This is a genomic window from Vibrio sp. J2-3(2022), assembly GCF_021725735.1.
Classification (GTDB): domain Bacteria; phylum Pseudomonadota; class Gammaproteobacteria; order Enterobacterales; family Vibrionaceae; genus Vibrio; species Vibrio diabolicus.
Genome location: NZ_JAKKCK010000007.1, coordinates 49,503 through 68,986, shown reverse-complemented (window position 1 = coordinate 68,986; position 19,484 = coordinate 49,503). Strand labels below are relative to the sequence as shown.

Annotated in this window: 19 protein-coding genes and 3 tRNA genes; 9 read left to right on the top strand and 13 right to left on the bottom strand. The window is 46.8% G+C overall.

Going from position 1 to position 19,484, the window contains the following annotated elements:
* Positions 1 to 94: 94 nt before the first annotated feature.
* From frdD to frdA, 4 genes are read right to left on the bottom strand one after another with little or no spacing between them, the layout of a single operon-like run.
* On the bottom strand, positions 95 to 472 hold the full coding sequence (gene frdD, locus L3V27_RS20615) for a fumarate reductase subunit FrdD (protein ID WP_005395421.1): 378 nt from the start codon (positions 470 to 472) through the stop codon (positions 95 to 97).
* Positions 473 to 482: 10 nt separating this feature from the next.
* Positions 483 to 866: a fumarate reductase subunit FrdC gene (frdC, locus tag L3V27_RS20610; RefSeq protein WP_098414573.1), complete on the bottom strand. Its 384-nt coding sequence runs from the start codon at positions 864 to 866 to the stop codon at positions 483 to 485.
* 2 nt (positions 867 to 868) lie between these two features.
* On the bottom strand, positions 869 to 1,627 hold the full coding sequence (locus L3V27_RS20605; RefSeq protein WP_005381489.1) for a succinate dehydrogenase/fumarate reductase iron-sulfur subunit: 759 nt from the start codon (positions 1,625 to 1,627) through the stop codon (positions 869 to 871).
* Positions 1,627 to 3,426 carry a fumarate reductase (quinol) flavoprotein subunit gene (gene frdA / locus L3V27_RS20600; protein ID WP_047010259.1) on the bottom strand — a complete coding sequence of 600 codons (1,800 nt, stop codon included), beginning with the start codon at positions 3,424 to 3,426 and terminating at the stop codon, positions 1,627 to 1,629. The genes L3V27_RS20605 and frdA overlap by 1 nt, the downstream gene beginning before the upstream one ends.
* A gap of 435 nt (positions 3,427 to 3,861) precedes the next feature.
* Here frdA and epmA point away from each other — a divergent pair, with 435 nt between their 5' ends.
* The 4 genes from epmA to L3V27_RS20580 all read left to right on the top strand — a co-directional run bounded on the left by epmA (position 3,862) and on the right by L3V27_RS20580 (position 6,975).
* Positions 3,862 to 4,833 carry an elongation factor P--(R)-beta-lysine ligase gene (epmA, locus tag L3V27_RS20595; RefSeq protein ID WP_006743125.1) on the top strand — a complete coding sequence of 324 codons (972 nt, stop codon included), beginning with the start codon at positions 3,862 to 3,864 and terminating at the stop codon, positions 4,831 to 4,833.
* Between the two features lie 9 nt (positions 4,834 to 4,842).
* Positions 4,843 to 5,217: a VanZ family protein gene (locus L3V27_RS20590; protein ID WP_012841329.1), complete on the top strand. Its 375-nt coding sequence runs from the start codon at positions 4,843 to 4,845 to the stop codon at positions 5,215 to 5,217.
* A 21-nt stretch (positions 5,218 to 5,238) separates the two neighbouring features.
* Positions 5,239 to 5,874 (top strand): TetR/AcrR family transcriptional regulator, encoded by a 636-nt coding sequence (locus L3V27_RS20585; protein WP_005395413.1) that lies wholly within the window; start codon positions 5,239 to 5,241, stop codon positions 5,872 to 5,874.
* Positions 5,875 to 6,018: 144 nt separating this feature from the next.
* Positions 6,019 to 6,975, top strand: coding sequence for a DHH family phosphoesterase (locus L3V27_RS20580; RefSeq protein ID WP_237312632.1), 957 nt, complete (start codon positions 6,019 to 6,021; stop codon positions 6,973 to 6,975).
* Between the two features lie 73 nt (positions 6,976 to 7,048).
* Here the strand turns inward: L3V27_RS20580 and L3V27_RS20575 are convergent, their stop codons facing one another.
* From L3V27_RS20575 to L3V27_RS20555, 5 genes are all read right to left on the bottom strand, one after another.
* Entirely contained in the window at positions 7,049 to 8,194 is a 1,146-nt protein-coding gene (locus tag L3V27_RS20575) for a murein hydrolase activator EnvC (protein ID WP_168187841.1), read from the bottom strand.
* Between the two features lie 26 nt (positions 8,195 to 8,220).
* The gene (gene cysE, locus L3V27_RS20570; RefSeq protein WP_005395410.1) at positions 8,221 to 9,042 is read right to left on the bottom strand and encodes a serine O-acetyltransferase; all 822 of its coding nucleotides are present in this window, start codon (positions 9,040 to 9,042) and stop codon (positions 8,221 to 8,223) included.
* A 78-nt stretch (positions 9,043 to 9,120) separates the two neighbouring features.
* Entirely contained in the window at positions 9,121 to 10,158 is a 1,038-nt protein-coding gene (gene gpsA, locus L3V27_RS20565) for an NAD(P)H-dependent glycerol-3-phosphate dehydrogenase (RefSeq protein ID WP_006743122.1), read from the bottom strand.
* A gap of 195 nt (positions 10,159 to 10,353) precedes the next feature.
* Positions 10,354 to 10,818, bottom strand: coding sequence for a protein-export chaperone SecB (gene secB / locus L3V27_RS20560; protein WP_005395400.1), 465 nt, complete (start codon positions 10,816 to 10,818; stop codon positions 10,354 to 10,356).
* Positions 10,819 to 11,064: 246 nt separating this feature from the next.
* On the bottom strand, positions 11,065 to 11,499 hold the full coding sequence (locus tag L3V27_RS20555) for a rhodanese-like domain-containing protein (protein ID WP_005395399.1): 435 nt from the start codon (positions 11,497 to 11,499) through the stop codon (positions 11,065 to 11,067).
* Between the two features lie 547 nt (positions 11,500 to 12,046).
* On the opposite strand from L3V27_RS20555, the gene gpmM reads away from it, so the two are divergent.
* Positions 12,047 to 13,579: a 2,3-bisphosphoglycerate-independent phosphoglycerate mutase gene (gene gpmM, locus L3V27_RS20550; protein WP_005395398.1), complete on the top strand. Its 1,533-nt coding sequence runs from the start codon at positions 12,047 to 12,049 to the stop codon at positions 13,577 to 13,579.
* Between the two features lie 82 nt (positions 13,580 to 13,661).
* Here the strand turns inward: gpmM and L3V27_RS20545 are convergent, their stop codons facing one another.
* From L3V27_RS20545 to rsgA, 4 genes are all read right to left on the bottom strand, one after another.
* Complete coding sequence (locus tag L3V27_RS20545; protein WP_085344377.1) at positions 13,662 to 14,549, bottom strand: DMT family transporter; 888 nt, start codon at positions 14,547 to 14,549, stop codon at positions 13,662 to 13,664.
* A gap of 132 nt (positions 14,550 to 14,681) precedes the next feature.
* A complete protein-coding gene (locus L3V27_RS20540; protein WP_012841332.1) occupies positions 14,682 to 16,097 on the bottom strand; it encodes an SLC13 family permease in 1,416 nt (471 codons plus the stop codon).
* 167 nt (positions 16,098 to 16,264) lie between these two features.
* The gene (gene asd / locus L3V27_RS20535) at positions 16,265 to 17,122 is read right to left on the bottom strand and encodes an archaetidylserine decarboxylase (RefSeq protein WP_237312630.1); all 858 of its coding nucleotides are present in this window, start codon (positions 17,120 to 17,122) and stop codon (positions 16,265 to 16,267) included.
* Positions 17,123 to 17,238: 116 nt separating this feature from the next.
* On the bottom strand, positions 17,239 to 18,303 hold the full coding sequence (gene rsgA, locus L3V27_RS20530; RefSeq protein ID WP_237312629.1) for a small ribosomal subunit biogenesis GTPase RsgA: 1,065 nt from the start codon (positions 18,301 to 18,303) through the stop codon (positions 17,239 to 17,241).
* A 127-nt stretch (positions 18,304 to 18,430) separates the two neighbouring features.
* Here rsgA and orn point away from each other — a divergent pair, with 127 nt between their 5' ends.
* The 4 genes from orn to L3V27_RS20510 all read left to right on the top strand — a co-directional run bounded on the left by orn (position 18,431) and on the right by L3V27_RS20510 (position 19,433).
* Entirely contained in the window at positions 18,431 to 18,976 is a 546-nt protein-coding gene (gene orn, locus L3V27_RS20525; protein ID WP_237312628.1) for an oligoribonuclease, read from the top strand.
* A gap of 156 nt (positions 18,977 to 19,132) precedes the next feature.
* Positions 19,133 to 19,208: transfer RNA gene (locus L3V27_RS20520), tRNA-Gly, on the top strand.
* A 42-nt stretch (positions 19,209 to 19,250) separates the two neighbouring features.
* A tRNA-Met gene (locus tag L3V27_RS20515) sits at positions 19,251 to 19,327 on the top strand.
* 30 nt (positions 19,328 to 19,357) lie between these two features.
* Positions 19,358 to 19,433, top strand: a tRNA-Gly gene (locus L3V27_RS20510).
* Positions 19,434 to 19,484 lie beyond the last annotated feature (51 nt).

Genomic DNA, 19,484 nt, shown 5'->3' with positions numbered 1-19,484 from the left:
GTGGTCAAAAGCTTAAAAAGCAAAAAGATCATGGGTAACCCAAAGCAATAAAAAAAGCTGGCATAGAGCCAGCTTTTTCTTTTTAGTCAGTATCTTAAATCATGAAGATAAAGATAACGGCTAGTGCAGTAATGAGGCCTGCAAATGCATAGCATGCAATTTTACCTATCACACCAGTGTGGAATTTAAGGTCGTGCATGCCGTGGTGTACACGGTGCATCGCATGCCACATTGGTAGAGCTAGGGTGCCAATGATGAATAGCGCACCGATGATACTGGTTGCGAATTCGGAGACACGCTCGTAGCTCATCGCTTCTGCATCAATCACGCCTAGTGGGACCAAGATGCCCAGCACCAATACCGTGATTGGCGTGATCATCGCGAACCAAGTACCGCCAGCACCAAATAGACCCCACCAGATTGGCTCATCAGAACGTTTTGGTGATGTGTTTACACTATAATTCGGTTTCATGCTCAGCTCCTTACACCACGATGAGAACGATCAGTGAGATGAACGCAACCGCGGCCCACTGAGTCAATACGATGATTTTCTTGTCCACTAGTTTGCCTTTCAAACGAATTGGCATTACTTGTGGCATCATGCTGAAGAAAGTTTGAGCGTGGAATAGGCTACCTAGTAGTGCAACGATGTTGATTGCGACTACGATTGGGTTCGCCATGAACGCTAACCAACCTTGCCATGCTTCAGGACCTTTCACCAAGCAACCTAAACCGAAAGTTAGGAACAGAGTGAATAGGATTAACGGAAGCACCGTTGCTTCTCGTAGCATGTAGAAGCGGTAGAAAGGATGGTTCTTCCACCAAGTGCGTTTTACTTCACGAACGTAAGGTTTACGATTGCTCATCCTTATGCCTCCACTTTCTTTGGTGAACCATCAGGTTTCAACATAGCAATCACGAAGTCCATAGAAGACTCCACTTTGCCTTGGTTTACTGCCGCTGCTGGGTCAACGTTCTTCGGACAAACTTCAGAACAGTAACCAACAAACGTACAACCCCAAGCACCGTTTTCACCGTTGATAAGCTTCATGCGCTCATCTTTACCGTTGTCACGGCTGTCTAGGTTGTAGCGGTGCGCTAGCGTTAGTGCCGCAGGACCGATGAACTCAGGGTTTAGACCAAACTGAGGACACGCCGCGTAGCACAGACCGCAGTTGATACAACCAGCGAACTGCTTGTATTTCGCCATTTGCTCTGGCGTTTGCAAGTTCGTACCGTCTTCTGGTTTACGGTCGTTACCAATGATGTACGGTTTGATTGCTTCAAGACGTTCGATGAACGGTGTCATATCAACAATCAAGTCTTTCTCGATTGGGAAGTTCGCTAGAGGCTCGATAGTCACACCGTCTGGGTAATCACGTAGGAAGCTCTTACAAGCAAGCTTCGGTACGTTGTTCACCATGATGCCGCAAGAACCACAGATCGCCATACGGCAAGACCAACGGTAAGACAGATCTTTGTCTAGGTGATCTTTAATGTAGCCCAGTGCGTCAAGCACAGACATGGTTTCATCGAATGGCACTTCGAATGTTTGCTTGTATGGTTCTGCATCTTTTTCTGGGTCATAACGCAGAATGTCTACTTTTTGAATGCGATTTGCTGACATTATGCTTGCTCCTCTGCGTTCTTCTCTTCAGCTGCGGCTTTTTCTGCTGCTTCACCGTATAGACGAGCTTTTGGTTGTGACTTAGTGATAGTCACATTGCTGTAATCGATACTTGGCGCTGAATCTGGTTTGTAGAAAGCAAGTGAGTGTTTTAGGAAGTTCACGTCATCACGTTCTGTACAACCGTCGTCCAGACGTTGGTGCGCACCGCGAGATTCTTTACGTAGAATCGCAGAGTGAACCATCGCTTCTGCGACTTCTAGGCCGTAACCCACTTCAATTGCGTACAGAAGATCAGTGTTAAACACTTTGCCTTTGTCTTTAATGCTGATGCGTTTGTAGCGTTCTTTTAGTTCGGTGATCTTGTTAATGGTTTCTTGCATCAAATCTTCTTGACGGTAGATACCACAACCCGCTTCCATGGTATGACCCATTTCCGTGCGGATGTTTGCCCAGTTCTCATCACCTTCTTGGTTCATCAGTTTGGCGATGCGCTCTTCAACTGCTTTCACTTGAGCATCGATTGCAGACTCGTTCCAACCTTTGAATTCTTCAGCGCGTTTCACTGCGTTTTCACCCGCTACGCGACCAAATACCACAAACTCAGCCAATGAGTTAGAACCTAGACGGTTTGCACCGTGAAGACCAACAGACGCACATTCACCAACCGCGAATAGACCTTTAATGCGAGTTTCACAGCCGCCGTTTGTCTCGATACCACCCATGGTGTAGTGAACCGTTGGACGAATTGGAATTGGCTCTTTTGCAGGGTCTACGTTCACGTAAGCTTTTGCTAGCTCACAGATGAATGGTAGACGCTCTTGTAGGTACTCCTCACCAAGGTGGCGAAGATCAAGGTGTACCACATCACCAAGAGGGTGCTTGATGGTGTTGCCTTTCTGTTGTTCGTGCCAGAAAGCTTGAGAAACTTTGTCACGAGGACCCAGTTCCATGTATTTGTTCTTCGGTTGGCCAACTGGAGTTTCAGGGCCCATGCCGTAATCTTGTAGGTAACGGTAGCCGTTCTTGTTAACGATGATACCGCCTTCACCACGACAACCTTCCGTCATCAGGATACCTGTGCCTGGAAGACCGGTTGGGTGGTATTGAACGAATTCCATATCACGTAGAGGAACGCCGTGACGGTAAGCCATTGCCATACCATCGCCCGTTACGATACCGCCATTGGTGTTACAGTGGTAAACGCGGCCCGCGCCACCTGTTGCTAGAACAACAGATTTTGCTTTGATAGTGACAAGCTCGCCTTCAGACATGTGAATAGCAATCAGACCTTGAACTTCGCCTTCATCAACAAGCAGATCCACCACAAAGTACTCATCAAAACGTTTGATGTTGCTGTACTTCATTGATGTCTGGAATAGCGTATGAAGCATGTGGAAGCCAGTTTTGTCTGCAGCGAACCAAGTACGTTCAACCTTCATACCACCAAAGCGGCGTACGTTGACTTCACCGTTCTCTTTACGACTCCATGGGCAACCCCATTGCTCCATTTGGATCATTTCGCGAGTCGCGTTCTCTACAAAGTATTCAACAACGTCCTGTTCACATAGCCAGTCACCACCGCCAACAGTGTCGTTGAAGTGGTTGTCTAAGCTATCTTCATCCTTGATAACTGCTGCTGAGCCACCCTCTGCAGCGACCGTGTGGGAGCGCATTGGATAAACTTTAGAAATCAGAGCGACTTCTAAGTCTGGGTTTGCTTCAGCCGCTGCAATAGCAGTACGAAGACCAGCGCCGCCTGCGCCGATGACTGCGATATCTGTGGTGATAATTTGCACAGTTATCCTCCAGTGTGTGATTGCGGAAATCCGCTTGTTATTGTCATTACGAGGCGCTCTTTAAAAAGAACTCCCCAAAAGTAGTAGGGTTAGTGTAGATGAGCCACATGGCAGAAAAATTGATGTAATTGGGTTTTTGCTTCGGTAATGCACTTAAGGGCATAGAATTTATAGGTTATGTGACTGCTATCACGGCATCGAGGTTTTGGCCCTCAAGCATTAACATTAGGGATGTTAAACCTGTGTTGCGTGACATTAACCGCATGGATAATAGGATTTTAACTGAGTGTTTTTTGTGCTGCGGCACGAGTAATACTTGCCTCAAATAGGCGAGCACGTTAGTAAAAAGAAGAAGGGATATTCCTCTCTTCTTGAAGAGTAAAAAGCATGTAGAATGAGACTTTCCTCGCTGAATTAAAGTTTGAGAGACTTGTTATGCAAACCAACTGGCAACCTACTGCTTCCATTGACCAACTTCGTCAACGTGCGACGTTAATCGCGTCGATTCGCCAATTCTTCGCTGATCGACAGGTGATGGAAGTCGACACGCCAGCCATGAGTCACGCAACCGTGACCGACATTCATTTGCATACTTTCCAAACCGAGTTTGTTGGCCCGGGTTACGCCGATGGTAGCAAGCTGTTCTTTATGACCAGCCCTGAATTCCACATGAAGCGCCTGCTGGCGGCTGGCAGCGGTTGTATTTATCAAATCAACAAAGCATTTCGTAACGAAGAAAATGGTCGTTACCACAATCCAGAATTCACGATGTTGGAGTGGTATCGCGTTGGCTTTGACCATCATAAATTGATGGATGAAATGGATGATCTGTTGCAACTGGTATTGAAGTGTGGCGCAGCGCAGCGCATGACGTATCAACAAGCCTTCATTGATGTGTTGGGTGTGTGCCCACTAGAAGGCTCGATGACGGAGCTGAAAGCGGCGGCAAGCAAGCTGGGTTTGAGTGACATTGCAGAGCCTGAAGAAGATCGCGATACGTTACTGCAATTGCTATTTAGCGTGGGAGTCGAACACAAAATTGGTCAGGATGTGCCTGCTTTTGTGTACGACTTCCCGGCATCACAGGCGGCGCTTGCGAAAATCAATCCTCAAGACCATCGTGTTGCGGATCGCTTTGAGGTGTATTTTAAGGGAGTTGAGCTGGCAAATGGGTTCCATGAGCTCGATAACCCGAAAGAGCAACTGGCGCGTTTTGAGCAAGATAACGCGAAGCGTCTCGACATGGGTTTAAAACCGCAGCCAATCGACTATCATTTGATCTCCGCATTGGAGGCAGGGTTGCCAGATTGTGCGGGTGTTGCGTTAGGCATCGATCGTTTGATCATGCTAGCGCTCGGCTGTGACCACATTGATCAAGTGACGGCTTTTCCATTCCCAATCGCATAAGGATATTCAATGAACTTGGCTGCTGCACGTTTGGTCATTCTCAGCTACGCAATACTGATCGCTTACTTATCGTTGAGCTCGGGCGAGTTGCAAGACTGGGGCAACATTGCGTATCTTGATAAAATGCAGCACGCCATGGCGTACAGCGGATTTGCGTTTTTAGGTTGCTTTTGCGTGTGGCGTTGGCGTCAGCGTTGGGCGGTGGCGATTAGTATCTTATTATTTAGTGCTGTCATCGAATGGCTACAAGGGTATGTCGGAAGACAAACCTCTTGGTTAGACCTTGTCGCCAACTCAACGGGTATTCTAACTGGTCTGTTATGTTACCGTATTTGGAGCCTCTATCGACCTAGGTTGGTGAAGTCGCTATACTCGATTCGTTAATGAAGAGGGAACACGATAACAATGAAAACGCGCGACAAAATCGTCTACGCGGCACTGGAGTTGTTCAACCAACATGGTGAACGCAACATCACCACCAATCACATTGCCGATCACATCGAAATTAGCCCAGGTAATCTGTATTACCACTTCCGTAATAAGCAAGAAATCGTTCGTGAGATCTTTGCGCTTTATTCAGCAGAACTTTTAGAAAGATTTACCCCTATTCAAGGCTCACAAGAAAGCCTGACTATGCTGAAGAGCTATCTAGATTCCATCTTTACGCTAATGTGGAAATACCGCTTTTTCTACGCGAATCTACCTGAGATCTTGTCACGAGATGAGCAGTTACATGAGCAGTACATCGATGTGCAAGAAAAGCTGCAAGCGAACCTCATTGCGATCATGCAAGAGTTTGTATCGCTGAAGCTGCTTAATGTTGATCAACAGCAGTTGAAGTCACTGGTGTGTACGTTGCATTTGATTGCGTGTAGCTGGTTGGCGTATCAATCTGCAATGGCTTCGAAAACCAGCATCACTGAGCAAATGGTGAAGCAAGGGATGTTGCAGATGCTTAATGTCGTTAAGCCATTAGCAACTGAGCAGGGGTTAGAGCAGCTACTGTTATTGGAAGATGCGGTCAGCAATCTACACAGTTAAACGTCAAACTGCTTAATATTTCGAGAGTCACTCTCATTTTCGAGTCGTGGCTCGAGTTGACTTGTCAAATATGCCACGCACAATAGTCCTCATACCGTTCAGCCCTCTCTGGGATATGACTCTCGATAAAGGAACTATCGCTCCATGAATTACGACATTTTTAATGGCGATGCTGATGGCATCATTGCGCTTCTACAATTACGCTTGGCTGATCCTATCGAGGCTCAGTTAATTACTGGTGTAAAGCGCGACATCAAGCTAGTGGAAAAAGTAGACGTGCAAGCGGGTGATGAGCTAACGGTGTTAGACATTTCGATGGAAAAGAACATGGTAGGCCTAGAGCAAGCATTGGCTCAAGGCGCGCACGTGTTTTACGCCGATCACCATAAGGCGGGTGATATTCCTCAGCATGGCAACTTGGATGCGCACATCGATCTCGATGCCAACATGTGTACGGCGTTGATTGTCGATCAATTGCTAAATGGACGTTTTCACACATGGGCGATTACGGCGGCTTATGGCGATAATATGATCGCGAAAGCAGATGAATTGGCTGACAAGGCAGGCTTGTCACACGATCAGAAAGCGCAGCTTAAAGAGCTGGGCACTTTGATTAATTACAACGGTTACGGTTCGAAAGTGGATGACTTACATTTCCATCCAGCGGATTTGTACCAAGCTTTGCTGAAGTACGCGTCACCATTTGACGCTATTGAAGATAAAACCTCGCCTTACTACCAACTGCAGTCTGCTTACCGACAAGATATGGATGCCGCTCTGGCAGTGCCTGCCACGCATGAGAGCGGTAAGCTGAAGCTGTTCGAACTACCAAACACGGCCGCATCACGTCGAATCAGTGGTGTTTATGGCAATTGGCTGGCAAATCAAAACCCAGATTCTGCTCATGCAGTACTCACCGAAAATGCAGATGGCACTTACACGGTCTCTCTACGCGCCCCGTTGAACAACAAACAAGGCGCCGTTGCCGTGTGTGGGCAGTTTCCAACTGGTGGCGGCCGAGAAGCGGCGGCAGGCATCAACGCCTTAAGCAAAGATGATGTAAGTGCTTTTATTGATGCGGTAGAAACGTACTACGTATAGCATTTGCCAAAATATGAATACAAAAAAGGAGCCGAGTGGCTCCTTTTTTATTATAAGTCGATGAGTCAGATAATCAGCGCTTCAACCAAGATTTCGGGTTTTGTGCTTCACTGTTGCGGCGAATTTCGAAGTAGAGTGATGCGCGATCTTGCCCGCCAGTATCACCCGCAAGAGCGATCACTTCGCCTGCGGTCACTCGATCGCCTTCTTTTTTCGTCAACGCTTGGTTGTAGCCGTAGAGCGTCATGTCGCCTTTGCCGTGGTCAAGCAATACCACTAAGCCATACCCGCGTAAATACTCAGCAAATACGACAGTACCCGGATAAACGGCTTTCACTTGTTGACCGTAATTGGCCGCAAGCACCATTCCCTTCCAGTTTACTTGCCCGGTTTGGCGAGTACCGAAGTTGTGTAATACACGACCTTTGAGTGGCCATGGCAGTTTACCGCGCTGTTTGCCCAGTCCGTCCATTGGCACGGCATTACGCTTAGCCGCTTTGGCGATCTCGGCTTTTAGGCGTGTTTCGTTGCGCTGCAGTTCAGCAAGGTAGCGTTTATCGTTCTTGATACTGCTCTGAATTTTATTCAAGGTTTGCTTACGTTTGGATTGTGTACTTGCCAGCGCCGTACGTTTCTCAGATTGCTGTTTGAGTAACGTCTCGATTTGCTCTTTTTCTAGCTCAAGCTGGTTTTTGTTGTGTGCCAATTCTTGAGTGGTTTTGGTGATTGCATCAATCACTTCAGCACGCGCTTTGGCTAAGTGCTGGAAGTATTGACTCATGCGGTCTTCTTCCACACCTTGATTCAACAAGTGACCATTGGCTTTCGCTCGTTCGGTCACGTAATACGTTTGCAGCAACTGTTTGAGCTCTTCCTCTTGCTCTTGGCGCTGCGCTTCTTGCAAGGCAATTTTCTCTTCTAGCTTGTCTATGTTTTTGTCTGCTTGTGCCAGCTCAGATTTGGTTTGTCTTATTTCGCGCTCAAGTTTAGAAATGCCAAGTTCTTGCTCCTTGAGCGATTTTTGTAGCTCATTGAGTTGCTTTTCTTGGGAAGAGAGAGATTTGCGTTGACGGCTTATCTCACTTGATACGCCTTTGAGCTCTTGTTGACTAGCGGCAGAAGAGGCGAGGGGATATGTGGCAGATAAAGCACAAGTTAATAAAATAGCCGAGCGTAGAACAGGGTGATTTTGTTTTCGCACTTGAGAGTTACCTACCACGTTGTTGTCAAAAGGTTTGTTGACGATTAAATACCATCTCCATGGATAAAGCTTTGTGATTTACCATTAAAGCCTTGATCCATATCGAGAGAAGGTTTGTCCGTTTTTGGACGACCGACGATTTTCGCAGGAACCCCCGCCACGGTTGTGTGTGGTGGTACTGCTTGCAATACCACAGAGCAAGAGCCGATTTTCGCGCCTTCGCCCACTTCGATATTGCCAAGAATTTTTGCACCTGCACCAATCATCACACCTTCACGGATTTTCGGGTGACGATCGCCGCACTCTTTACCCGTACCGCCTAAGGTAACGTCTTGTAGAATTGAGACGTCATTATCGATAACTGCAGTTTCACCGATGACAATACCCGTTGCGTGGTCGAGCATTATGCCGCTACCAATGCGTGCTGCCGGGTGAATGTCTACCTGACACGCAACCGAAATTTGGTTTTGCAGGTAGGTGGCCAGTGCATGGCGCCCTTGCTTCCATAGCCAGTTTGCCACGCGGTAGCCTTGCAGAGCGTGGTAGCCCTTTAAGTACAGCAGCGGCATAGAGTACATCGAAACTGCAGGGTCGCGATTAACCGTGGCACAAATGTCACAAGCGGCACAATCGGTAATGGTTGGGTCGGCAGAGAACGCTTCTTCTACCACTTCACGTACTGCCATTGCTGGCATCGATGCCGTGTTTAACTTGTTTGCCAAAATGTAGCTGAGCGCGGCACAGAAACTTTCATGCTTGATGATGGTGGCATGGTAAAAGCTGGCCAGCATTGGCTCTTGCTCTGACATTTCGCGGGCTTCTGAGACAATTCTGTTCCAGACTTTTTGTTTTTCGCAGTGTTTCATTCTCAATATCCTGAGTGGTTCTTCCGTGACCCGACAACTTCTATTCTTCTCAGATGAGGTGCGAAGGGGCGTAGAGTGCTACTTTCCTTCGGCTTTTTTGTCACGAGCAAGTAAATCTTGCGCTGCCAGGCGTGCATCCTTCCCTTGATACAATACTTGATAAATTTGATCAACAATTGGCATCTCAACACCCATGCGTTGAGAGAGCATCCATACTTCTTTCGTGTTGCGGTAGCCTTCTACGACTTGGCCAATTTCTTCTTGTGCCGTGTCGACGTCTTTACCTTGACCTAGCGCTAAACCAAAGCGGCGGTTACGTGATTGGTTGTCGGTACACGTTAGGACAAGGTCGCCCAAACCAGCCATACCCATGAAGGTTTCTGGTTTTGCACCAAGCGCAGCACCAAGACGACTCATTTCGGCCAAACCACGAGTAATCAATGCAGTACGCGCGTTGGCTCCAAAACCGATGCCGTCAGACATACCCGCACCAATTGCGATAACGTTTTTCACCGCGCCGCCCAATTGCATGCCGATAAAGTCACTATTGGCGTACACGCGGAAGGTTTTGCTGCAGTGGATTTTTTCTTGTAGGTCAGCGACAAATTCAGCATCTGGAGAAGCAACTGAAATTGCAGTAGGCATGCCCATCGCAAGTTCTTTGGCGAACGTTGGGCCAGACAATACAGCCAGCGAGTAGTTTTCACCGATAATGTCATAAGCGACGTCTTTCAGCAGACGACCCGTTTCTGGCTCAAGACCTTTGGTTGCCCAGCAGATACGAGAGTCTTCACGTAAGAAAGGCTTACAGCTGTTCAGTACGATGCCAAAAACATGGCTTGGAACCACAACCAATAAATCTCGGCTTGCTTGTACGGCTTTTTCTAAATCCGATTCAATGATCAAGCTTTCAGGGAAATCAACACCAGGTAAGAAAGCGTGGTTCGCGCGATCCGCTTCTAAACGTGCCATGTGCTCAGGCTCGTGTCCCCAAAGGACTACGTTCGCGCCGTTACGAGCGAGTGAGATCGCCAGAGAGGTACCGTATGAACCTGCGCCAATCACCGTCATTGCGATGTCTTTACCGTAAGCATTGTTTGTATTTGCTTGTGTCATGCTACCGCCTAATTGTCTTTCTACTAGTAGAATCTAGTTCCTAATCGTCAAATTTTACGCCTTCTGGCGATTAGGAACTAGGAACTTTTGTCAGAAATAAAAAATGCACATTGCATCGGATGGTAGACGCTCTGTGCATTTTATTAGAGTCGGTGACGTCAGCACTCAGGCTATTCGTCACTTATAAAACGTGAATTACGCTTCAGCTTCGCCTTGTTGAGCTTGCTGTTGTAGGTAGTTCATGAATAGCGCGTCGAAGTTAACTGGCGCCAGGTTCAGTTGAGGGAACGTACCTTTAACCACTAGGCTTGAGATAGTTTCACGAGCGTATGGGAATAGGATGTTCGGGCAGAATGCGCCTAGGCAATGTGCTAGTTGGCCTGCTTCCATTTGCTCAGCAGTGAAGATACCACCTTGTTGAACTTCACATAGGAACGCTGTTTCTTCTTCGTTCTTCACAGTTACAGTTAGACGTAGAACCACTTCGTAAACGCCTTCACCAAGCTCACGGCTTTGAGTGTCTAGGTCTAGTTTAACGTCTGGGTTCCATTCTTTTTGGAAGATTACTGGAGAGTTTGGCGCTTCGAAAGAAACGTCTTTTAGGAAGATGCGTTGAATTGCGAAGTTTTGTTGTGCTTCTTGAGGTGCTGCTTCAGCCATTTTTTAATCCTTAAATAAATATTTGTAGAGCCTAGAAACGTCTAAACTCAGAAAACTGGTATGTCCCGAGACTAACTGAGCCAATCTACCTTGACTAGATGAAGCGTGTATTACGTGCAAAGCGTCACAACTTAATGCTTCAACTGCTTTCAATTTGCTCAGTTTATTATCCACGAAGCTTGGCAAAAACACGCTTGGTGCGAACCTTGTCTTTTGCCTCTGCCACGTTATCGAAGCTGCCGGGTATTACTTTTTACCACGTACTAAAGGCAGGTTCGCTTCGTTCCATGCAATCAAGCCGTTCTTCAGTAGGCTTACTTTTTCAAAGCCTGCTTTTACTAATAGGTTCGCGCTTTCTTGAGCGTTTTGCCCCGTCTTGCATACCACAATGATTGGGTCTGATTTGTGGTTTTCAAGGCTACCAAAGTTACCCGCTTTGATATCTGACGGTAAAATGTGAAGTGAGTCGGTGATATGACCTTTTTTGAACTCGTCCTTTGTGCGGATATCCACTACAACGCCGTTTTCACGGTTCATAAGATGAGTCAGTTGGTTTACGTTGATTTCTTTGTATGCGGCCGTCGCTGACTTCACGATGTTCATGATAAAGGCGACAAGAAGACCTACCCAAACCAAAGATAGAATCATGTTCTGTTGGAAAAATTCAATGTACTCTTGCATGTCTTGAGCTCTTACGCTGTTGGCGGAAAAATAAAGCAGGAGTATAGCGGGGTTAAGCCTCTTAGGCGAGAGGGTTAAAATTTTCTAACGAATAATTGAGATCTCTATAAACCCTTTATGTTATTGCCATCCGTGCATTGGACTATGGTAGCTTGATTGTTTTTGCCTATTGGATTTATCGACTTAAGTGACTTTTGTTTTACCGAAAAAAGCGAACAATAGGTACTAACCAATCTTGTTCGATAATGCGTTAAATAAGCGCTGTTTCAGGTGCAAAAACAAGAATCAGAAGCGTAAGAAAACCGAACATAGACAGGGGTGTACAAAGCGTATTAGGAATGACTATGCTTGTGGAACACGTTTGTCGGCACTGACTCGTTGTTCGCTTAACTTGTAAGATAGCAACAATAAATCGCAAACATTATTTGATCTTAACCTACAGTTTTGGTTAAAAAGTGTAGTAAAATTACGCTAGTTTTGTTTCAAGGTTAGATAGGGCAGCGAGGCCCTACGCCAAAAGTTACTTAAATTTGATGAGGTCATCACTATGTCAGCTAAGAAGCCACTGGCTCTAGTTATCCTTGACGGTTACGGTTACCGTGAAGACACAGCAAGTAACGCAATTGCGAATGCGAAAACACCAGTAATGGATGCTCTGATTGCGAATAACCCACACACTCTAATCTCTGCTTCAGGCATGGATGTTGGCCTTCCTGATGGTCAAATGGGTAACTCAGAAGTTGGTCACACTAACATTGGCGCAGGTCGCGTTGTATACCAAGATCTAACTCGTATCACTAAATCGATCGCTGACGGTGAGTTCGCTGAAACGCCAGCGCTTGTTGAAGCAGTTGATGCTGCTGTTAAAGCAGAGAAAGCGGTACACATCATGGGTCTGATGTCTCCAGGTGGCGTACACTCTCATGAAGACCATATCTACGCAGCGGTTGAAATGGCAGCGGCTCGTGGCGCTGAGAAAATCTACCTACACTGTTTCCTAGACGGTCGTGACACGCCACCACGTAGTGCGGAAAACTCGCTACAACGTTTCCAAGATCTATTCGCGAAACTAGGTAAAGGTCGTGTTGCTTCTCTAGTAGGTCGCTACTACGCTATGGACCGTGACAACAACTGGGATCGCGTTCAAGTGGCTTACGATCTTCTGACTCAAGCGAAAGCTGAGTTCACAGCAGAAACCGCCGTTGCTGGTCTAGAAGCCGCTTACGCTCGTGAAGAGAACGATGAGTTCGTGAAAGCGACAGCAATTAAAGCGGAAGGCGAAGAAGACGCAATCATGCAAGACGGTGATGCGGTTATCTTCATGAACTACCGTGCTGACCGTGCTCGTCAAATCACTCGTGCATTCGTGCCTGACTTTGATGGTTTTGAGCGTGCGGTATTCCCGGCAGTTAACTTCGTTATGTTGACTCAATACGCGGCAGATATCCCTCTAGCAATCGCATTCCCACCAGCGTCTCTAGAAAACACGTACGGTGAGTGGCTGTCTAAGCAAGGTCAAACTCAGCTACGTATCTCTGAAACAGAGAAATACGCGCACGTGACTTTCTTCTTCAACGGCGGTGTTGAAAACGAATTTGAAGGCGAAGAGCGCCAGCTTGTTGCTTCTCCAAAAGTAGCCACTTACGACCTTCAGCCAGAAATGAGCTCCCCTGAGCTTACAGAGAAACTGGTTGCGGCGATCAAGTCTGGTAAGTTCGACACTATCATCTGTAACTACCCGAACGCAGATATGGTTGGTCACACTGGCGTTTACGAAGCAGCTGAGAAAGCAATCGAAGCGCTAGATGAAAGTGTTGGCAAAGTAGTTGAAGCAATCAAAGAAGTTGGCGGTCAGCTACTGATCACTGCGGACCACGGTAACGCAGAAATGATGGTTGACCCAGAAACGGGTGGTACTCACACTGCGCACACTAACCTACCGGTTCCTCTTATTTACGTAGGTGATAAAGCGGTTGAGTTCAAAGAAGGCGGCAAACTGTCTGACCTTGCACCAACCATGCTTTCTCTAGCAGGTCTAGAAATCCCAGCAGAAATGACGGGTGAAGTGCTAGTTAAATAATTAACTAACTGCTCAGAATGACAAAAGCCCGAGTTTAAACTCGGGCTTTTTTGTATCTGGCAACAAGGGCTGGTCTGTAAGGTTATTGAACCAAAATGCCAGCACCAATCACAGCTAGGGCTGCGCCCAACCATGCAAATCGGTTTGGTCGGCGTTTAGTGTAAATCCAGAGTAGCGGTAGCAACATAATTGGCGTGGTTGAAGATAGCAGTGCAACCATACCTACATTTCCTTCTTGCAGTGCGTATAAGATCAGCGTCATGCCGACGGCCATCGCCAAGAAACCGTTAAGCGCAGTAATACCAAATATTCGCCAAGTAATGTGTTGTGTCGAGCGAGCGATTTTGACCCCCAGAACTAACAACATGCTGTGGGCGAAAAATGCACTGATCATTCGAATAGCAGAAGCCGCAACGGGGTCAATGCTGGTTTGCATTACTGGCTTGGCGATGATGCCGCCCAATGCTTGGCACATTGCTGCGGTTAAGCCAAGTCCAATGCCCACCCAGATGTTACCTTTAATGTCTTCCAAGACGTTATTCACTTGGCCTCTTCGACCAAAGAATATCGCCATCACCACGCCGCTAAATACCAATGATGCGCCCAGTAGTTCTATTGTGGTCATGACTTCACTAAATAAGAAGTAGCCCAAAATGGCCGAGAATACCGCATGGCAGGAAAACAGTAGTCCGGCTTGTCTTGGTCCCATACGATTCAAGCACGCAAACAGAGCGGTATCACCGATGAAAATTCCAATCAGACCCGACGCCATCATTGGCGTTACATGTTCCCAAGAAACCGTTAACCAGCCGCCAGTTATCCAGGCCATTGTTGATAAGATCACGGCCGTACAGCCCATGCGCCAGCGGCTGTAAGAAAAAGCGCCTAGGTGTTGTGCAGGAATGACAGAAATAAGGCTAGAAACTGCCCACAGAAAAGCGGCACATAAAGCAAGCCATTCGTAACCCATGATGTGTCGACGTCCTTGTAGAGTAGAGGAGTCTTAATATGCACGAAATTTAATGGATGTAAAAGCTGCTCTGTGAGGGCAATAGCTGGCGAACAGCTCCATGACAACAAGCTCTGTCACGGAGCTTATCGATTAAAACAGCACCAGAACTGCGCCATACACGATAAATAGACCAATCAAACCAAGAATCAGCCCCACTTTCGCCATGTCTTTGCTCTCGATTAGGCCTGTTGAATAAGCCAAAGAGTTTGGTGGCGTGGAAACCGGTAAGATCATGCCAAGTGATGCGGAGAATGCGACGACAACCAGTAAACCTTGTAGGCCACCAACCGCAATAAGGCTTGGCATGGATGTACCAATAGCGGCAGCAATAGGCATTAATAAGTTTGCCGTTGCGGTATTAGACATAAAGTTCGCCATTAACCAACATACTACCGATAGGGCAAAGACAACGGCAAATGGTGATAGTAAGCTGTAATCAATGGCGTGTGCCAATGCTTCGGCTAAACCCGTTTTGTCTAAGGCAATACCAATTGCGATACCACCAGCAACCAGCCATAGCACGTCCCAGTTAATCAGCTTGAGTTCTTCTTTTCCCATAATGCCCGTTAAGGTGAACACCGCAAGCGGGATAATCGCAACAACATACGTGTTCATGCCGTGCACTTTTGTCGTCATCCAAAGCACAATGGTTAGTGCAAAAGTGATGTAGACGACGATCGCGCGCCAGCTCTTTTTGAACGTACCATCCAGCTTTAGTTTCATTTCTGGTTCGCTGGACGGAAACAGCTTCTGCAACAAAAACCAAGCAACAGTGAGTTGTATCAGCACAAATGGTAGGCCCATTGTCATCCAGGATAAGAAGTCTATGGCGTTTTCTCCGGTGAGGTATTGGAGCGCTATTGCGTTAGGTGGCGTACCTATCGGAGTTGCAATGCCGCCAGTATTCGCGGCAATTGGAATGCACAGCACCAGCGCTTTAATCCCTAGATCCCCTTTAGGTGCAGAAGCGACGATTGGACCGAGCAGCGCCAACATCATGACCGTCGTGGCAGTGTTGGACATGAACATTGAAAAAACGGCGGTAATGAGCATCAAACCCAGCATGATGAACTTAGGTTGTGTGCCGAATGGTTTTAGTAGCACTCGGGCGAGATTGTTGTCGAGTTCGTATTTGGAAGCCGCGATGGCGAGGGCAAACCCACCCATAAAAAGAATAATGATCGGTGAAGAGAAGGCAGAGAAAATATCGGTGTAAGCAATTAACTCTCCCAAATCATGCCCCGCTGGTGGATTGCGAAATAGATGCAAACCTTTATCCGATATCATGATCAGTTCAAGAGCGATAATAAGAATGGACGTAGCAAAAACGGGGACCGGCTCAAGAACCCAAAGTAGGGCAGCAAGAAGAAAAATAGCCAACAGGCGATGCTGAATTAAAGTGAGATCATCAATAGGAATAGCATCAATCGGCATCATCAAAACACCGAGCGGAATTAAAAAGCACACCAGCAATTTCGCCAGCGTGTTTACACTCATCTTTGGCATTGGCTGCCCCTCTAAATATTCATCCTAAGCGCAGGATAATTGATTGTGGAATGAAGGTCTTAGAGGCAGGTATGAGTTTGAGAAATAGAGGCTAAATTTTGAACGGAATTTTGCTTTTTATCAATAAAAAGAGCCCTTGAGAAAGGGCTCTTTTAACGGGGTTTTGCTTATTTTTTCAAGGCGTAAGGTGTGCCCATTGCGGTTGGCTTACCGTTTTCCATGCTTGCGTCAAACTCAATCGCGTCTTTGGCAAACAGGTTAATAACAGTAGAACCCAGTTTGAAGCGGCCCATCTCTTCGCCTTTTTTCAAGATCACGGCCTTGTCACCCTCAGCTGGGTAATCCCATTTGTAGACAGTATTGCCACGAGGCGGAGTGATCGTGCCAGCCCACACTTGCTCAATGCTGCCAACAATTGTCGCACCAACAAGCACTTGTGCCATTGGACCAAACTCAGTGTCAAAGATACACACCACACGCTCGTTACGTGCGAATAGATTTGGAACGTTTTCTGCCGTAAGTGGGTTTACCGAGAACAGGTCACCAGGCACGTAAATCATTTGGCGCAGTGTGCCGTCACACGGCATGTGTACACGATGGTAATCGCGCGGAGACAGATACAGCGTGGCAAAAGATCCATCTTTAAATTCGTTTGCTAAATTCGCGTCACCGCCCAGCAGTTCTTGCGCTGAGAAGTGATGACCTTTTGCTTGGATAAGTTGACCATCTTCAATAGGGCCAAATTGGCTAACACAAGCGTCGGCTGGGTGAGTGATGACGTTTTCGCCTTCAGAAATTGGGCGTGCGCCCTCTTTTAGCTCACGAACGAAAAACTCGTTGAACGTTTTAAAATGCTTAGGATCTGAGTGCTTCGCCTCATCCATGTTCACATTGTATTGTTTGATAAACCAACGAATAACTGCTGTTGTTAGACCGCCAGCTTTTGCTGAAGCCAGTTTACCCATTAGGCGAGTGAGGCCGTGTTGTGGGATCCAGTACTGCAGTCCAACTTTAAACTTGTCCATCTTTAATTCCGATACTTCTGTTAGATTCGCGCTTTAGGGCGCGTGATGTTACTGAAATTTAATTTGCTTGTCAGTATTAGGTGAAGACTTTTTACACAGTTACAGTCTTAACTTAATTACAGATCGGCTTTCTTATTGCGTGAATACTGACGGTTTGCTTTGTTTTCAACCATGCTTTCCAAAATGCGATGGTAGTTTTCAAAGCGAGTTTCGTTGATTTCCCCTTTCTCAACAGCTTCACGTAGAAGGCAGCCAGGGTCGTCATTGTGCTTACAATCTCTGAACTTACAACCGCCTAAGTATGGTCGGAATTCAACGAATGCTTTCGTTACTTCTTCTGCTTCCAAATGCCAAAGCCCAAATTCACGCACTCCAGGCGAGTCGATCAAGTCGCCACCCGTCGGAATATGATACAAGCGCGCTGCTGTCGTGGTGTGTTGGCCTAAACCTGAGTTCTCGGAAACTTCGCCTTCTTCAACTTCGCTCTCTAGTTCCGGCATTAACGCGTTGACTAAGCTGGATTTCCCTACGCCTGATTGACCAACAAAGATATTAATTCGGTCACGCAGCAGGGTTTCTAGTTTAGCAATGCCTTCTCCAGACTTCTTGCTGACCAGAAGCACTTTATAGCCAATGCGTTCATATTCTTTGAGCCATTCTTCATACATTACACGATCATCGGCTTCTAGAAGATCGACTTTGTTTAAGACCAGCAATGGTGCGATATTCAGTGTTTCTGATGCTACGAGGTAACGGTCAATAATATTCAGTGATAGCTCGGGCAGTACCGAGGAGACAATGACCATTTGATCAATATTGGCAGCTACGGGCTTTAGGCCATCGTAGTAATCTGGACGAGTGAGTACTGAAGAACGAGGTTCTACCGCTTCAACAACGCCAGAAATGCCAGCCATAGACTCCAAGCCTTCGCGCCATAAAACTCGATCGCCAGATACTAAAGATTCGATACCACGGCGAAGGTTACAGCGTTGAATCTCGCCTGTTTCAAGGTCTTCAATATCCGCGTGCTGGCCAAAACGAGTGATCACTAGACCTTGTTTGCTTGCGCCTAGCATGTTTTCATCCCACTGGATGGACTCTTCTTGCTTTTTTAAACGCTTTTGTTGGTTGCTGCGTACGCGTCGCACTTGACCTTTGGTTAACTTTTTCTTCTTTGCCACAATTCTGTACTTTATGTGAATTTACTCAAATGGTTGAGCCGTGATCTTGGCTCTGAGTGAGTATCGTGTTTCCCGTATTTTGAGGTATAGTACCTCTTTTATCGATAAACAAATAGGCGGCGTAACCATGTCCTTTAGCGATCAAAACCTAATTTGGGTTGATTTAGAGATGACAGGGCTTGATCCTGAAACGCACAAAATCATTGAAATTGCTTCTATTGTCACGGATAGCGAGCTAAATATTTTGGCTGAAGGTCCAGTATTAGCGATTCATCAGCCGGAAGAAGAGCTAGCGAAAATGGACGATTGGTGCACCAATACGCATACGGCAAGCGGCTTGGTGGAACGCGTTCGCAACAGTAAAATCTCAGAACCAGATGCGGTCGCACAAACCATTGAATTCTTAGAAAAATGGGTGCCGAAAGGGGCGTCGCCAATATGTGGTAACAGCATTGGGCAGGATCGTCGCTTCTTGTACAAACACATGCCGGAATTAGAAGAGTTCTTTCATTACCGATATGTTGACGTCAGTACTCTCAAAGAATTGGCGCGTCGTTGGCAACCTGAAGTATTAAATGGGTTCACAAAACAGGGAACACATTTGGCCTTGGACGACATTCGCGAGTCGATTGCAGAACTTAAGTACTATCGTGGTACTATTTTCAAGATTTAACTGTTAAGGTTGCGATCCAAATTGTTGTAATTTATATCGCTTTTGATTGCTTTTTCATCGTTCAGTAAAAAAATAAAGTTTTTTTGAAGGAAGGACTTGCATCACAAAAAAATGCTCTTATAATTCGCAGCCCTAAACAGCGGAAACGTTGTTGAAGCGACACTAGCTCAGTTGGTAGAGCGCAACCTTGCCAAGGTTGAGGTCACGAGTTCGAACCTCGTGTGTCGCTCCAGTTTTATAGTTCTCACGGTACTTAACGGTGACACAATACGGACGCGGGGTGGAGCAGCTTGGTAGCTCGTCGGGCTCATAACCCGAAGGTCGTCGGTTCAAATCCGGCCCCCGCAACCAAATTCTATCAATAGCGACTGCTGTTGATATGCGACACTAGCTCAGTTGGTAGAGCGCAACCTTGCCAAGGTTGAGGTCACGAGTTCGAACCTCGTGTGTCGCTCCAGTTTTATAGTTCTCACGGTACTTAACGGTGACACAATACGGACGCGGGGTG

Coding starts and splice junctions, on each gene's coding strand:
- L3V27_RS20585 (WP_005395413.1), top strand. CDS start 5,239: ATGAAAACGCGCGACAAAATCGTCTACGCGGCACTGGAGTTGTTCAAC.
- asd (WP_237312630.1), bottom strand. CDS start 17,122: ATGGACAAGTTTAAAGTTGGACTGCAGTACTGGATCCCACAACACGGC.
- L3V27_RS20545 (WP_085344377.1), bottom strand. CDS start 14,549: ATGGGTTACGAATGGCTTGCTTTATGTGCCGCTTTTCTGTGGGCAGTT.
- secB (WP_005395400.1), bottom strand. CDS start 10,818: ATGGCTGAAGCAGCACCTCAAGAAGCACAACAAAACTTCGCAATTCAA.
- frdC (WP_098414573.1), bottom strand. CDS start 866: ATGAGCAATCGTAAACCTTACGTTCGTGAAGTAAAACGCACTTGGTGG.
- epmA (WP_006743125.1), top strand. CDS start 3,862: ATGCAAACCAACTGGCAACCTACTGCTTCCATTGACCAACTTCGTCAA.
- L3V27_RS20580 (WP_237312632.1), top strand. CDS start 6,019: ATGAATTACGACATTTTTAATGGCGATGCTGATGGCATCATTGCGCTT.
- orn (WP_237312628.1), top strand. CDS start 18,431: ATGTCCTTTAGCGATCAAAACCTAATTTGGGTTGATTTAGAGATGACA.
- frdD (WP_005395421.1), bottom strand. CDS start 472: ATGAAACCGAATTATAGTGTAAACACATCACCAAAACGTTCTGATGAG.
- cysE (WP_005395410.1), bottom strand. CDS start 9,042: ATGAAACACTGCGAAAAACAAAAAGTCTGGAACAGAATTGTCTCAGAA.
- L3V27_RS20555 (WP_005395399.1), bottom strand. CDS start 11,499: ATGCAAGAGTACATTGAATTTTTCCAACAGAACATGATTCTATCTTTG.
- L3V27_RS20540 (WP_012841332.1), bottom strand. CDS start 16,097: ATGCCAAAGATGAGTGTAAACACGCTGGCGAAATTGCTGGTGTGCTTT.
- L3V27_RS20605 (WP_005381489.1), bottom strand. CDS start 1,627: ATGTCAGCAAATCGCATTCAAAAAGTAGACATTCTGCGTTATGACCCA.
- L3V27_RS20590 (WP_012841329.1), top strand. CDS start 4,843: ATGAACTTGGCTGCTGCACGTTTGGTCATTCTCAGCTACGCAATACTG.
- gpsA (WP_006743122.1), bottom strand. CDS start 10,158: ATGACACAAGCAAATACAAACAATGCTTACGGTAAAGACATCGCAATG.
- gpmM (WP_005395398.1), top strand. CDS start 12,047: ATGTCAGCTAAGAAGCCACTGGCTCTAGTTATCCTTGACGGTTACGGT.